The sequence below is a fragment of the Dolichospermum heterosporum TAC447 genome (genome assembly GCF_024584745.1).
Taxonomy (GTDB): domain Bacteria; phylum Cyanobacteriota; class Cyanobacteriia; order Cyanobacteriales; family Nostocaceae; genus Dolichospermum; species Dolichospermum heterosporum.
On sequence record NZ_CP099464.1, the window covers coordinates 1,923,848 to 1,937,500 of the forward strand.

10 protein-coding genes, 2 tRNA genes and 2 rRNA genes (1 of these 14 running past the window's edge) are annotated in these 13,653 nt (G+C 42.1%); 10 read left to right on the forward strand and 4 right to left on the reverse strand.

Annotated elements, in window-relative coordinates; translation table 11 throughout:
- Window position 1 precedes the first annotated feature (1 nt).
- The gene (locus NG743_RS08765; protein WP_257121854.1) at window positions 2-2,383 is read right to left on the reverse strand and encodes a phosphoketolase family protein; all 2,382 of its coding nucleotides are present in this window, start codon (window positions 2,381-2,383) and stop codon (window positions 2-4) included.
- A 164-nt stretch (window positions 2,384-2,547) separates the two neighbouring features.
- Here NG743_RS08765 and menB point away from each other — a divergent pair, with 164 nt between their 5' ends.
- Window positions 2,548-3,384: a 1,4-dihydroxy-2-naphthoyl-CoA synthase gene (menB, locus tag NG743_RS08770; protein WP_035082730.1), complete on the forward strand. Its 837-nt coding sequence runs from the start codon at window positions 2,548-2,550 to the stop codon at window positions 3,382-3,384.
- A gap of 375 nt (window positions 3,385-3,759) precedes the next feature.
- On the opposite strand, the gene NG743_RS08775 is transcribed toward menB, so the two are convergent.
- Window positions 3,760-4,074 carry a hypothetical protein gene (locus NG743_RS08775; protein ID WP_027403970.1) on the reverse strand — a complete coding sequence of 105 codons (315 nt, stop codon included), beginning with the start codon at window positions 4,072-4,074 and terminating at the stop codon, window positions 3,760-3,762.
- Window positions 4,075-4,407: 333 nt separating this feature from the next.
- Window positions 4,408-4,953, reverse strand: a complete 546-nt coding sequence (locus NG743_RS08780; RefSeq protein WP_027403969.1) for a DciA family protein — start codon at window positions 4,951-4,953, stop codon at window positions 4,408-4,410.
- A gap of 105 nt (window positions 4,954-5,058) precedes the next feature.
- Here NG743_RS08780 and NG743_RS08785 point away from each other — a divergent pair, with 105 nt between their 5' ends.
- The 5 genes from NG743_RS08785 to NG743_RS08805 all read left to right on the forward strand — a co-directional run bounded on the left by NG743_RS08785 (window position 5,059) and on the right by NG743_RS08805 (window position 9,998).
- Window positions 5,059-6,249, forward strand: coding sequence for a hypothetical protein (locus tag NG743_RS08785; protein WP_257121855.1), 1,191 nt, complete (start codon window positions 5,059-5,061; stop codon window positions 6,247-6,249).
- Between the two features lie 165 nt (window positions 6,250-6,414).
- Complete coding sequence (locus NG743_RS08790; RefSeq protein WP_257121856.1) at window positions 6,415-7,125, forward strand: PspA/IM30 family protein; 711 nt, start codon at window positions 6,415-6,417, stop codon at window positions 7,123-7,125.
- A 163-nt stretch (window positions 7,126-7,288) separates the two neighbouring features.
- Window positions 7,289-8,080: a PspA/IM30 family protein gene (locus NG743_RS08795; protein WP_257121857.1), complete on the forward strand. Its 792-nt coding sequence runs from the start codon at window positions 7,289-7,291 to the stop codon at window positions 8,078-8,080.
- Window positions 8,081-8,402: 322 nt separating this feature from the next.
- The gene (locus tag NG743_RS08800) at window positions 8,403-8,738 is read left to right on the forward strand and encodes a thioredoxin family protein (RefSeq protein WP_027403965.1); all 336 of its coding nucleotides are present in this window, start codon (window positions 8,403-8,405) and stop codon (window positions 8,736-8,738) included.
- A 75-nt stretch (window positions 8,739-8,813) separates the two neighbouring features.
- Window positions 8,814-9,998 carry an LL-diaminopimelate aminotransferase gene (locus NG743_RS08805; RefSeq protein WP_027403964.1) on the forward strand — a complete coding sequence of 395 codons (1,185 nt, stop codon included), beginning with the start codon at window positions 8,814-8,816 and terminating at the stop codon, window positions 9,996-9,998.
- A 113-nt stretch (window positions 9,999-10,111) separates the two neighbouring features.
- On the opposite strand, the gene nadC is transcribed toward NG743_RS08805, so the two are convergent.
- Entirely contained in the window at window positions 10,112-10,978 is an 867-nt protein-coding gene (gene nadC / locus NG743_RS08810; RefSeq protein WP_027403963.1) for a carboxylating nicotinate-nucleotide diphosphorylase, read from the reverse strand.
- Between the two features lie 417 nt (window positions 10,979-11,395).
- Here nadC and NG743_RS08815 point away from each other — a divergent pair.
- The 4 genes from NG743_RS08815 to NG743_RS08830 all read left to right on the forward strand — a co-directional run.
- A 16S ribosomal RNA gene (locus tag NG743_RS08815) occupies window positions 11,396-12,882 on the forward strand.
- A gap of 140 nt (window positions 12,883-13,022) precedes the next feature.
- Window positions 13,023-13,096: transfer RNA gene (locus tag NG743_RS08820), tRNA-Ile, on the forward strand.
- An 83-nt stretch (window positions 13,097-13,179) separates the two neighbouring features.
- Window positions 13,180-13,252 (forward strand) — tRNA-Ala (locus NG743_RS08825).
- Window positions 13,253-13,414: 162 nt separating this feature from the next.
- Window positions 13,415-13,653: ribosomal RNA gene (locus tag NG743_RS08830) — 23S ribosomal RNA — on the forward strand; it runs 2,586 nt beyond the window's last position.
- Together the 16S and 23S rRNA genes with 2 tRNA genes alongside form the textbook arrangement of a ribosomal RNA operon.

Genomic DNA, 13,653 nt, shown 5'->3' on the forward strand with positions numbered 1-13,653 from the left:
ATTAATATGGCCAAGTCCAATCACGAATTTCTGGCATATCTTCACCGTGTTTCTGGATATAATGCTGATGTGAAATCAACTTATCTTGCAATTTTTGCTTCACATAAGCTGCTTTAGAACCTAATTTTGGAACACGGTCAATCACATCCATAACCAAGTGGAATCTATCTAAATCATTCATCACTACCATATCAAAAGGTGTGGTTGTTGTTCCCTCTTCTTTATAACCACGCACATGAATATTGTGGTGATTTGTATGCCGATAGGTGAGACGATGAATTAACCAAGGATAACCATGAAAAGCAAAAATCACAGGTTTATCAGTTGTGAAAATCGTATCAAAATCCTTACTACTTAAACCGTGAGGATGTTCACTTTGTGGTTGTAGTGTCATTAAATCCACAACATTGACAACCCGCACTTTTAAATCTGGGAAATGTTGTCTTAAAATATCCACAGCCGCTAAAGTCTCCAAAGTCGGAACATCTCCAGCACAAGCCATAACTACATCAGTTTCACTGTCTTGATCATTACTTGCCCATTCCCAAATTCCTAAACCTTTAGTACAATGTTTAATTGCAGAATCCATGTCTAAATATTGTAATGCTGGTTGTTTACCAGCCACAATGACATTGACATAATTCCGACTTCTTAAACAATGGTCGGTTACTGATAATAAAGTATTAGCATCAGGTGGCAGATAAACACGAATAATTTCGGCTTTTTTGTTAATTACGTGGTCAATAAACCCAGGATCTTGGTGAGAGAACCCGTTATGATCTTGTCGCCAAACGTGGGAAGTGAGAAGATAATTTAAAGATGCAATTGGTCTTCTCCAAGTAATATGACGAGTCGTTTTCAACCATTTGGCGTGTTGGTTGAACATCGAATCAATGATGTGAATAAAAGCTTCATAACAGGAGAAGAAACCATGACGACCTGTTAATAAATAGCCTTCTAACCATCCTTGACAATTGGTTTCGCTGAGGATTTCCATTACTCGACCGTCCGGTGATAAATGGTCATCTTCGGGGAGAGTTTCCGCATCCCAAGCGCGATTTGTCACTTCAAATAAAGGATCTAGCCGATTTGAGGCGGTTTCGTCAGGACCAAAAACGCGGAAGTTGCGGCTTTCGTCGTTCAGTTTCATAATGTCACGGAGAAACTTACCAGTAACTTTGGTAGCTTCGGCGTTAACTGTCCCTGGTTGGGGTACTTCTACAGCGTAGTTGGAGAAATCAGGCATTTTCAAGTCACGCAGCAAAATTCCGCCGTTAGCGTGGGGGTTGTCTCCCATGCGACGCTGACCTTTGGGTGCTAATTCTGCAAGTTCAGGAATGAGTTGACCCTTTTCATTAAACAGTTCTTCAGGATTGTAACTTTTTAGCCAATCTTCCAGCAGTTGCAGATGTTCCGGTTTACCAGCTATATCACTAAAGGGGACTTGGTGCGATCGCCAATAACCTTCTGTTTTCTTCCCGTCCACTTCCTTGGGACCGGTCCAACCTTTAGGAGTGCGTAAGATAATCATTGGCCATTGCGGTCTTTCTTGGCAACCATGTATCCGCGCTTCTCTTTGGATACTTTGAATTTCTGGAATGATTGTATCTAATACTGCTGCCATTTGTTGGTGAACTTCCGCAGGGTCACCACCTTCCACAAAGTAAGGTTTATAGCCATAGCCGATAAATAGGCTTGCTAACTCTTCATGAGGTATCCGTGCTAATACGGTTGGGTTAGCAATTTTGTAACCATTTAAATGCAGAATTGGTAAAACCGCACCATCAGTAACCGGGTTAATAAATTTGTTAGAATGCCAGCTAGTTGCCAAAGGTCCAGTTTCCGCTTCTCCGTCACCGACAACCGCCGCAACTATCAAATCAGGGTTATCAAATACCGCCCCATAAGCGTGAACTAAAGCATAACCTAATTCTCCCCCCTCATGGATAGAACCAGGGGTTTCTGGGGCGACGTGGCTGGGAATACCACCAGGAAAGGAAAATTGTTTGAATAGTTTTTGCATTCCCTCTTCATTTTGGGAAATGTTAGGGTAATATTCACTATATGTTCCTTCTAAGTATGTATTGGCAACAAGTCCGGGTCCACCATGTCCGGGTCCAGCTATGTAAATTGCATTGAGATCGTATTTTTTAATAACTCTGTTAAAGTGGGCATAAATCAAGTTCAGCCCTGGAGTAGTTCCCCAATGTCCTAAGAGTCGAGGTTTGACGTGTTCTTGTTTGAGGGGTTCCCTTAGTAAAGGATTGTCAAGAAGGTAAATTTGTCCCACAGACAGATAGTTAGCAGCACGCCAATAAGCATTGATTTGTTGCAATTCTTTGTCTGTTAAAGGCTTGATCTGTGGAATACTGGCAATAGTCATTTCCAACCCCAATGTAAAGTATTTGCACCAATCAATTTTAAACCCCATTGTCAAGAAGTAGGGGCGCAGGGCTTTCTAAGTATCAGAAAAACAACGAAAATATCGGCGAGAAAAATACTTCGATATCCGCGATAAAATTCTCAAGCACAAATCACAGATTATTCATGATAGAAACCGACTGGAAGACCGTCAAAACCTACGAAGACATCATCTACCAAAAAACCGACGGTATCGCCAAAATCACTATTAACCGTCCCCACAAACGTAACGCATTCCGTCCAAAAACCGTATTTGAACTATACGAAGCCTTTTGGGATGCTAAAGAAGATACCACCATTGGCGTAGTCCTATTTACAGGTGCAGGACCTCATACAGATGGAAAATATGCCTTTTGTTCAGGTGGTGATCAAAGTGTGCGTGGACAAGCAGGTTATGTAGACGAAACCGGAATCCCCCGGTTAAACGTCTTAGACTTGCAACGTCTCATTCGTTCCATTCCCAAAGTCGTTATTGCCCTAGTCGCGGGTTATGCTATTGGTGGGGGTCATGTTCTCCATTTAATTTGTGATTTAACTATTGCGGCTGATAATGCCATTTTTGGGCAAACAGGACCCAAAGTAGGGAGTTTTGATGGTGGTTTTGGTGCTAGTTATTTAGCCAGAATAGTAGGACAAAAAAAAGCCAGGGAAATATGGTTTCTCTGTCGTCAATATAACGCCCAAGAAGCCCTAGAAATGGGCTTGGTTAATACTGTCGTCCCTGTAGAACAACTAGAAACAGAAGGCGTACAATGGGCGCAAGAAGTATTAGAAAAAAGTCCCATAGCTATTCGTTGTCTGAAATCAGCATTTAACGCTGACTGTGACGGACAAGCTGGTTTACAAGAATTGTCTGGTAACGCTACTCTACTTTATTACATGACAGAAGAAGGAGCAGAAGGAAAACAAGCCTTTTTGGAAAAGCGTCCCCCTAACTTCCGAGATTTTCCTTGGTTGCCTTAAATTGATTTGATAATGAAACTTTACTCATAAGAGTCTCAATCTTTCTTTGTTCTCCTGACTCTTGACTGGGCGCAGGATCTGCGCCCCTACGTCCTGCTATATAAGTAATTGGACAAACATATTTACAGTCATTGCGAGGGAAGGGAAGCAATCACAACCCTGGCAATTGCTTCATTTCACTTCGTTTCCTATGGCTAACGCCACGCTGCGCTAACGCAATAACATTGTGTAATTAATTCTGTCTCACTACTTACCAAAATCGCACCTGTTGTGGAAGGTGCGATTTCTAAAGATGTCAAAATTGGAAACACTAACAAATTGCCAGTCAAATTTTATTAGGGTGGACAGAAAATTGATGTCCGTAATCATGAATAGTTAAATGAGTACGCTTTGATTTTTCACTTCTTGTGTAGCGGCAGCAGGAATGTCTTCGACAGAGACTACTGTAACATGATCCAAATCGGTCTGGAGAGTTTGAGCAGCCGCAAAAACAGGTTTGGCTACTGGTAAACTCCAAGCATCTTCTAAAGTTTCCCAAGCAGGTGCAAAAGCGGACATGACGAAAGGACAAGCTTTCCAGACCCCTTGTACTGGTGCGCTCAATTTTTCACACATACCACCACGACGACCTTGTGGCTGGTAATAACGACAATAACGACAGGTAGATGTTAAACGCTTAATTAGTTTCATGTGCCTTCATCTTCAGTACCATTCAGGACTACTTATCACACTTATATATCTTGCTTCTTAATCAAAATAGGCATGAAGGGTAAAAAATCATTGTTGGATATAGGTTCTAGCGATTATTAACCATAAATAAACTTTAGGATATCTTTAGATTCTTGTTATATATGTAAATAATTATTAGAGTGCGTACATATTTATTTTTACCTAAAACTTATTGGGGATCAAGATTAAAACATTGATTCTGGATTTACTCGTTTTGTAAAAACGTTACTTTAGATAGAGTTAAAATCGGTTCTTAGCATTTAATTTACTGAATTATTTACAATAGTTCAATATTTATCCTAACCGCTTGGAGCAGCAGAGAGAACAAACTTCCCAGCGTTCAAGTTCACCCCGTGGAGTGGGACATTGACATTGGGGACACAAGGGGAGATGATGCGATCGCTCTTGCATCATCTTCGCCCAATTCTCAAAAGCACCCAACGCATTGTCAATATTGACTTGAACTAACCTATCACCAATCAAATCATCAGCCACATAACTAGGATGTTCAGATGCCGAAACAGTGGCTTCTGTTCCCGCTATTGATGAATTTTTCCACTCGGCTGTAGAAAAGCGAATATCTACCAAAGACGTAGATAGCTTGTTATTTAACTTTACCAACATAGTTTTCCTGCCAAATGTCAAATTTTGCGCCCAAGCAGCACTAGAAGTTGCTACCCACAAAACATCACGCTGAATAGACAAAGGACGAGTTTGCACCGCAACGGCAGTCCCCACAACTTCTACCCAGCACTTTAGCAACCGCAGCAATACCTGTTCTTGCCATTGTGGTGAACGTTGAATATTTCCTAAAACCTGATCAATTGACTTAAAAGACATATTATGTTATTAGTTTTACCATAAAAATAGCTGAATACTGATAATCAACTTTCACCAGTATATTGAAAATTCATTTAATCATCTACCCTGACTCCATCTTAAACAATGAATCAAAATCCTTTGATAGATTCTACCAAATCCCCGCAAACACCCGGCTTAAACCCTACCCTAACTACCGCACTGGCTAGTTTAGAAATACAATTGGATCAAGAATTAACCAGATATAGACGCACACGCAAAAACACCAAATCACAAACAGCAAGAAGTGTAGAAAGTTACACTAATTATCAAACAACAACCTTGTCGAAGGAGATTCAACTACCAGCAGTTCCTCCCGTAGCCATTCCCTCAGAAAATCCATTCTTGACGAATGAGACTGAAACCATTGATTTTCCCCAGGAGTTTGCTAACTCAGACATAGAAGAAACCCCCACTCCTCCAAACCTAGAAAAATCAACTAGCAGTATAGTTCCCACCAAAATTCCCTCCCCTGACAACCAAACCCTCCTCACCTCAAATGATCCTCCTCAACAACCAAATGATTATTTAGAATCTAGTGAGGCATTATTGCGGAGTTTGACAGCCGTTGCACCACAAAATCAAACTCCTAATTCTCCTAAATCCCGTGATAGTGTCTTATCACCTTTAGGTATTGGTTCAATGCTGTTGCTATTATTGGCAAGTTTGACTTTAGGTTATGTCGTCTTCAATCCCAAAAATTTACCTAAATTGAATTTCAGTAGCGTACTAAACAATAATTCATCAAAGACTGCGGAAAATACACAAAACACAGAAATTATAGAAAATAATTCCCAACTGACTAGCGAACCAAAAATCACCCCCATAGCTAAATATCCTAATTTAGCCACCCAAGAATTTCGACAAGTTAGAGATCCTAAAGATGTCGTAGATTTAACACCAAAAGTTAAACCGACCCCTCAAATCATTTCCACTCCTGTAGCTATTCAACCCCCCATAACTCCTATCTCTCGATTACCGAGACTTTCCCCCTTACCTAACACCCTCTCTAAATCCACACCTTTAGCAAAGCCTACAGCTACTTTTTCACCCCTACCAGAAGATGTCAAACCATCAGCTAATGGATACTATTATATTATTGCTGATAATCAAGGCGACAAAGCTTTAACAGCCGCCAAGCAAGTTGTTCCTGATGCTTATTTATCACCAAATAAAAAATTTATTTATTTGGGTGCTTTGAAAACCAAGGATGAGATTAAGCGCAGATTGCAGGAATTAGAGGCAAAAGGCATTAAAGGACGATTACAACAGCCATAGTTAAAAAATGCTGGTTTTACTGAATAAAATTTACTGAATTTAACGCCAAAAACTCTGACCTTTGTGTCTTTGCGCCTTTGCGTGAGGCTAATTCATACTGATTTCTTACTATGATAACAATATAGCAATCCTCAAAGTCCAGTAAATGGTCAAGGTAGAGCCAACATGGAAGTTATTAACCGTATTCTGCGGGTGATTCGCGCTAATTTTAATAGTCTGGTTAGCAATGCAGAAGATCCAGAAAAAATTCTGGAAACAGCTTTCATGGAAATGCAGGAGAATTTGGTACAATTGCGTCAAGGGGTAGCTCAAGCGATCGCCACCCAAAAGCGCACAGAACGCCAAGCAGCCGCAGGAGAATCCCAAGCCGCAGAATGGTATCGTCGCGCCCAATTAGCCCTCCAGCAAGGTAATGACTCCCTCGCACGGGAAGCTCTCACCAAACGCAAATTTTACCAAGAGACCGCTACAACTTTAACCAGCCAAATTCAGCAGCAAAAAGATGTAGTCGCCAAATTAAAGCAAGATATGCGGACTTTAGAGTTAAAACTGGCTGAGGTAAAAACTAAGAAAGATATGTATATCGCTCGCGCTCGTTCCGCAGAAGCTTCCTATCGGCTGCAAGAAATGTTAACTGGAACTTCTGCTACATCTAGCTTAGGTGCATTAGAACGAATGGAGGAAAAAGTCTTACAAATAGAAGCACAATCAGAAGTTGCTAGTACACTGGGTGGTGATAATCTAGAAAAAGAATTTGCATCCTTAGATTCTCACCATGATATTGATACAGAACTCGCAGCCATGAAAACTTATATCCTAAATCAAGAAGAAAATCCCCAGCCAGATCATAATTTACCCAAAACACCCGAACCATAACTTTCTCTGGTTAATATAGATAATTAATAGGTTCATGATTCAGAATAGAAAAAAAGATAGTAATCCAGACTGGAAAGACTACATTGGCATAGGTAGCTATTGATATAGTAGAAAGGCTAACTATCTAACCAAGAGCGTAAACCTCTAAAGGAAAAATAAATTTATGGGATTATTTGATCGCCTTAAACGAGTAGTTGGTGCTAACTTAAACGATTTAGTCAGTAAAGCCGAAGATCCAGAAAAAATGCTGGAACAAGCCCTCCTCGAAATGCAAGAGGATATGGTGAAGTTGCGCCAAGGTGTAGCACAAGCAATAGCTGCCCAGAAGCGCACTGAAAAACAGTATAATGAAGGACAAGCCGAAATTAATAAGTGGCAACGTAACGCCCAACTTGCCCTGCAAAAAGGTGATGAGAACCTAGCCCGTCAAGCATTAGAGCGCAAGAAAACTTATACTGATACTGCTACGGCTTTAAAAACCAGTCTAGATCAGCAAACTGTTCAGGTAGAAGGTCTGAAAAAGAATTTAATCCAGTTAGAGAGCAAAATTTCTGAAGCCAAAACCAAGAAAGAAATGCTCAAAGCCCGGATTACCGCTGCAAAAGCCCAAGAACAATTGGGAAATATGGTTAGTGGGATGAGTAGCAATAGTGCCATGTCTGCTTTTGAGCGCATGGAAGAAAAAGTATTAATGCAAGAAGCTAAATCTCAGGCTGTATCCGAGTTAGTAAGTGCAGATTTAGATCACCAATTTGCCAAGTTAGAATCTGGTAGTGATGTTGATGATGAATTGGCCGCTTTGAAAGCATCCTTAGCACCTGCACCCGACCGAAAACTACTAACCCCAGAACAATCTAGCACCACAACTCCAGTACAACCAACCAGTACAGCTAAATCGGTTGAACCAGTTGATGCTGAATTGGAATCTCTACGCAAACAACTGGATAATCTGTAGTTTTTGCAGATAATTCAATTCAGCTAATCCCACACATCTTGGTTGTGGGATTTTACTCCATTTTCAAAGCCGAAAAGTTTATTAGTAAATCTTTTACAATCTAAAACTCAAAATCTAAAATCGGATAACAACTGACTCTCAGATTGGGATAAAGTATTTTGTGAATGAATTTGATTAATTTATGTCCATTGCATAATGGCGGTATGAAAATCAAAAATTCCATTTCTCGAACTCTTACTCTCTGCGCCTCTGCGCCTCTGCGAGAGACAAATTCATACTTTCATTCAGCAACGCCAATTTATACTACTTTATGGAGACTATAATGAACAAGGGTGTAATCACTATCACTGATGCTGAGTTTGAAACGGAAGTATTAAAAGCCGAACAGCCTGTATTAGTTTATTTCTGGGCTTCCTGGTGCGGACCTTGTCAATTGATGTCACCAGTGATTAATGCGGCTGCGACAACTTATAGCGATCGCCTAAAAATTGTTAAGATGGAAACTGATGCCAATCCACTCACAGTCAAACAATACCAAGTAGAAGGTCTCCCGGCTCTGAGATTGGTAAGAGGAGAACAACTATTAGAATCTATTGAGGGAGTAATTGGTAAAGATAAATTACTCAGTTTTTTGGAAGATCATTTAAATAATAATTAGTTACCGATTAGTGATCAAAACTCCATAGTTTTTGATCACTACCTCATGACTAATGACCAATAAATAATAATTGAAATGCAATTTGCTACCCGGTTACAACCCTTAAAATCTAACGTATTTGCCGATATGGACACAGCCAAGACCATTGCTTTGGCTGCTGGAAGAGAATTAATTGATTTATCTTTAGGTTCTTCAGATTTACCTACCGAGAATCACGTCATAGAAGCGATCGCTCAATCTCTCCATGATCCTACCACTCATGGTTATTTATTATTTCGTGGCACTCAAAATTTCCGTCAAGCCGCAGCCCAGTGGTACGAGCAAAAATTCGGTATCCCAGTTGACCCAGAAACAGAAGTTTTACCCCTCATTGGTTCTCAAGAAGGAACAGCCCATTTACCCTTAGCCGTGCTTAATCCCGGCGACTTTGCCCTATTATTAGATCCTGGTTATCCTTCCCATGCCGGAGGAGTATACTTGGCTAGTGGTCAAATTTACCCCATGCCATTAAAACCAGAAAATAATTTTTTACCAGTTTTTAGTGATATTCCCGCCACAGTTTTAGCCCAGTCGCGGTTAATGGTATTAAGCTATCCTCATAATCCTACCAGTGCGATCGCCCCCTTATCCTTCTTTCAAGAAGCCGTAGCCTTTTGTCAACAACATAATATAGTTCTCGTTCACGACTTCCCTTACGTAGATTTAGTCTTCACAGAAAAAACCCAAAATCCAAAATCCCCTGTTCCCTCAATTTTGCAAGCAGACCCCGAAAAAAGCGTCTCTATTGAATTCTTTACCCTTTCCAAATCCTATAATATGGGTGGTTTCCGCATTGGTTACGCAATTGGGAATCCGCAATTAATTCAAGCCCTTAAGCAAATCAAAGCCAGCGTTGATTTTAACCAATATTTGGGAATTTTGAACGGAGCGATCGCCGCCCTCACCGGACCCCAAGATGGTGTAAAATCTGCCGTTGATATTTTCCGTCAACGCCGGGACACCTTCATTAAAGCCTTGCACCGTATCGGTTGGAACGTTCCCACACCAGAAGCCACAATGTACATTTGGGCAAAATTACCCCCACAATGGAGTCATAATTCCATAGAATTTTGCACCGAACTAGTTAAAAAAACAGGTGTAGCCGCTTCCCCAGGAGTCGGCTTCGGTCAATTCGGTGAAGGATACGTTCGCTTTGCATTAGTACAAAAACCAGAAATCTTAGAAACTGCTGTAGAGAGAATTTCCCAGTTCCTCTATTAACTCAAGTTGCTAGTCATCTAATTGAGCCTGGTAATTGGTAATTGGTAATTGGTAATTGGTAAATTTCTCATCCTGTTAATCCTTTAATCCCGGATATCCTGATTCAGACATTATTAAACCATTCTCATACTCAAATCCAACCATTTAGACTGAGTAATAGGCGCACTAGTAGAAATATAATCAACACCAGTTTTCGCAACAGCGCGAACAGTCTCCAAAGTTACATTTCCCGAAGCCTCAATTTTCACCCGATCATCTTCATCACGAATCAATAATACAGCCTCACTCATCATAGACAAAGGCATATTATCCAACATAATAATATCTGCTTTGTACTGTAAAGCTTCCCGCACCTGTGCTAAATTTTCCGTCTCCACCTCAATTGTTAGAGGATAAGGAACGTGAGAACGAATGCGGGTAATAGCTTCCCCAATTCCCCCAGCCGCAACAATATGATTATCCTTAATCATCACCGCATCATCTAAACCCATCCGGTGATTCATCGCACCACCCAAAGCAGTAGCGTACTTTTCCAAAATTCTCAACCCTGGAGTAGTTTTGCGCGTATCCACCAACTGAGCAGGTAAATCAGCTATTTTCTCTACATATATATTAGTCAAACTGGCAATTCCACTTAACCGCATCACCAAATTAAGCGCTACCCTTTCCCCCATTAACAGCGTATCCAGTGAACCATTAATTTCCGCTATCACCTGCCCTGGTTCGCATAGTGTACCCTCATCGGTAACATTGACAAAATCAACTTGATTATTCAAAAGCTGAAACACCCTAGCCGCAATCGGTAAACCAGCAATTATCCCTGGTGCTTTCGCTATCCATTTAGCTTCTCCTCTAGTGGGATGTTGGGACAATAGAGATTGAGTAGTACGATCTCCCCTACCAATATCTTCCAACAACCAACTTTGCAACAATTGATCCAGCACCAAAAACGGTGGTAGTACAGCCACTGAACTCTTCATCTCTAATATCTATCTATATCCACTCAACACTATCAATTATTGTCTTTCTTTCTCTAATGACTCAAAAAAAACCAGAAGTGGAACTCCACAAACCCAGCCAAATCAAAAACACCACCAAAAGGGCAGAAATCTCAGGAATTTTAACGCTCATAACCCTTGTCTCACAAGGATTTTAGATAAAACAAAAAACAAACCGAAAAATAGTTTGCCAAAGTAGTTGACAAACCAAAGTAGATTCGATATATTAGATAAGTGCTGAACAGAGAAGCAAAAAAGAGGCGACACTAAACAGCACACCGAACCTTGAAAATATTATAGTTTGAAAGCCAGAATACGACAAGTACCCTGCGTCAGAAAGAAAATAACCTGACCGTGGTTGTAAAAACGGTTAAGAAAGAGCTTTATAACAGACGAACCAAAATGGAGAGTTTGATCCTGGCTCAGGATGAACGCTGGCGGTATGCTTAACACATGCAAGTCGAACGGTCTTTTCGGAGATAGTGGCGGACGGGTGAGTAACGCGTAAGAATCTACCTTCAGGTTGGGGACAACCACTGGAAACGGTGGCTAATACCCAATGTGCCGAGAGGTGAAAGGCTTGCTGCCTGAAGAAGAGCTTGCGTCTGATTAGCTAGTTGGTGGGGTAAGAGCCTACCAAGGCGACGATCAGTAGCTGGTCTGAGAGGATGATCAGCCACACTGGGACTGAGACACGGCCCAGACTCCTACGGGAGGCAGCAGTGGGGAATTTTCCGCAATGGGCGAAAGCCTGACGGAGCAATACCGCGTGAGGGAGGAAGGCTCTTGGGTTGTAAACCTCTTTTCTCAGGGAAGAACAAAATGACGGTACCTGAGGAATAAGCATCGGCTAACTCCGTGCCAGCAGCCGCGGTAATACGGAGGATGCAAGCGTTATCCGGAATGATTGGGCGTAAAGGGTCCGCAGGTGGCATTGTAAGTCTGCTGTTAAAGAGTTTGGCTCAACCAAATAAAAGCAGTGGAAACTACAAAGCTAGAGTGTGGTCGGGGCAGAGGGAATTCCTGGTGTAGCGGTGAAATGCGTAGATATCAGGAAGAACACCGGTGGCGAAGGCGCTCTGCTAGGCCAAGACTGACACTGAGGGACGAAAGCTAGGGGAGCGAATGGGATTAGATACCCCAGTAGTCCTAGCCGTAAACGATGGATACTAGGCGTAGCTCGTATCGACCCGAGCTGTGCCGTAGCTAACGCGTTAAGTATCCCGCCTGGGGAGTACGCAGGCAACTGTGAAACTCAAAGGAATTGACGGGGGCCCGCACAAGCGGTGGAGTATGTGGTTTAATTCGATGCAACGCGAAGAACCTTACCAAGGCTTGACATGTCACGAATTCCGTTGAAAGATGGAAGTGCCTTCGGGAGCGTGAACACAGGTGGTGCATGGCTGTCGTCAGCTCGTGTCGTGAGATGTTGGGTTAAGTCCCGCAACGAGCGCAACCCTCGTTTTTAGTTGCCAGCATTAAGTTGGGCACTCTAGAGAGACTGCCGGTGACAAACCGGAGGAAGGTGGGGATGACGTCAAGTCAGCATGCCCCTTACGTCTTGGGCTACACACGTACTACAATGCTACGGACAAAGGGCAGCTACACAGCGATGTGATGCGAATCTCATAAACCGTAGCTCAGTTCAGATCGAAGGCTGCAACTCGCCTTCGTGAAGGAGGAATCGCTAGTAATTGCAGGTCAGCATACTGCAGTGAATTCGTTCCCGGGCCTTGTACACACCGCCCGTCACACCATGGAAGTTGGTCACGCCCGAAGTCGTTACCCCAACCTTTTGGAGGGGGATGCCTAAGGTAGGACTGATGACTGGGGTGAAGTCGTAACAAGGTAGCCGTACCGGAAGGTGTGGCTGGATCACCTCCTTTTAGGGAGACCCAAATCAAGTCAAAAGGCAAAAGTCAAAAGTCAAAAATCAAGACCTAGACAAAAAACCTAGACTTCGGTTTATCCCAAGGTCGGTCGCAGACTTGAAGTAAAGCTTTCAAACTATGGTTTGGTTCGATAAGGGCTATTAGCTCAGGTGGTTAGAGCGCACCCCTGATAAGGGTGAGGTCCCTGGTTCGAGTCCAGGATGGCCCACCTGAAGAATTTTAGATTGGCGATTTTAGATTTTAGATTGAAATAAACAACCAATCCAAAATCGCAAATCCAAAATTTAGTAGGGGGGTTTAGCTCAGTTGGTAGAGCGCCTGCTTTGCAAGCAGGATGTCAGCGGTTCGAGTCCGCTAACCTCCACATTTGGAAGAAAAACAGCAACTGAAACTATTGACATGATAATAGTTTTTGACTGCTGGGTTAAATTCCAGCCAGAACCTTGAAAACTGCATAAGAGAAAGAGAAAAAGCACCGCAGACACAGACATTGAGATGGATGTGAAAGCAAACAAGCAGACATTGTGGTCAAGCTAATAAGGGCTAATGGTGGATACCTAGGCACACAGAGGCGAAGAAGGACGTGGTTACCGACGAAATGTTCCGGGGAGTTGGAAGCAAACTAAGAGCCGGAAATATCCGAATGGGGCAACCCTATGTACTACCTGTTGAATATATAGACAGGAAAGAGCCAACCCAGCGAACTGAAACATCTTAGTAGCTGGAGGAAGAGAAATCAAACTAGAGATTCCCTAAGTAGTGGTG

What these genes read in the sequence shown, in the direction of transcription:
- menB (WP_035082730.1), top strand. Translation starts at nt 2,548, where the DNA reads ATGATAGAAACCGACTGGAAGACCGTCAAAACCTACGAAGACATCATC.
- NG743_RS08775 (WP_027403970.1), bottom strand. Translation starts at nt 4,074, where the DNA reads ATGAAACTAATTAAGCGTTTAACATCTACCTGTCGTTATTGTCGTTAT.
- NG743_RS08800 (WP_027403965.1), top strand. Translation starts at nt 8,403, where the DNA reads ATGAACAAGGGTGTAATCACTATCACTGATGCTGAGTTTGAAACGGAA.
- NG743_RS08765 (WP_257121854.1), bottom strand. Translation starts at nt 2,383, where the DNA reads ATGACTATTGCCAGTATTCCACAGATCAAGCCTTTAACAGACAAAGAA.
- NG743_RS08780 (WP_027403969.1), bottom strand. Translation starts at nt 4,953, where the DNA reads ATGTCTTTTAAGTCAATTGATCAGGTTTTAGGAAATATTCAACGTTCA.
- NG743_RS08785 (WP_257121855.1), top strand. Translation starts at nt 5,059, where the DNA reads ATGAATCAAAATCCTTTGATAGATTCTACCAAATCCCCGCAAACACCC.
- NG743_RS08805 (WP_027403964.1), top strand. Translation starts at nt 8,814, where the DNA reads ATGCAATTTGCTACCCGGTTACAACCCTTAAAATCTAACGTATTTGCC.
- NG743_RS08795 (WP_257121857.1), top strand. Translation starts at nt 7,289, where the DNA reads ATGGGATTATTTGATCGCCTTAAACGAGTAGTTGGTGCTAACTTAAAC.
- nadC (WP_027403963.1), bottom strand. Translation starts at nt 10,978, where the DNA reads ATGAAGAGTTCAGTGGCTGTACTACCACCGTTTTTGGTGCTGGATCAA.
- NG743_RS08790 (WP_257121856.1), top strand. Translation starts at nt 6,415, where the DNA reads ATGGAAGTTATTAACCGTATTCTGCGGGTGATTCGCGCTAATTTTAAT.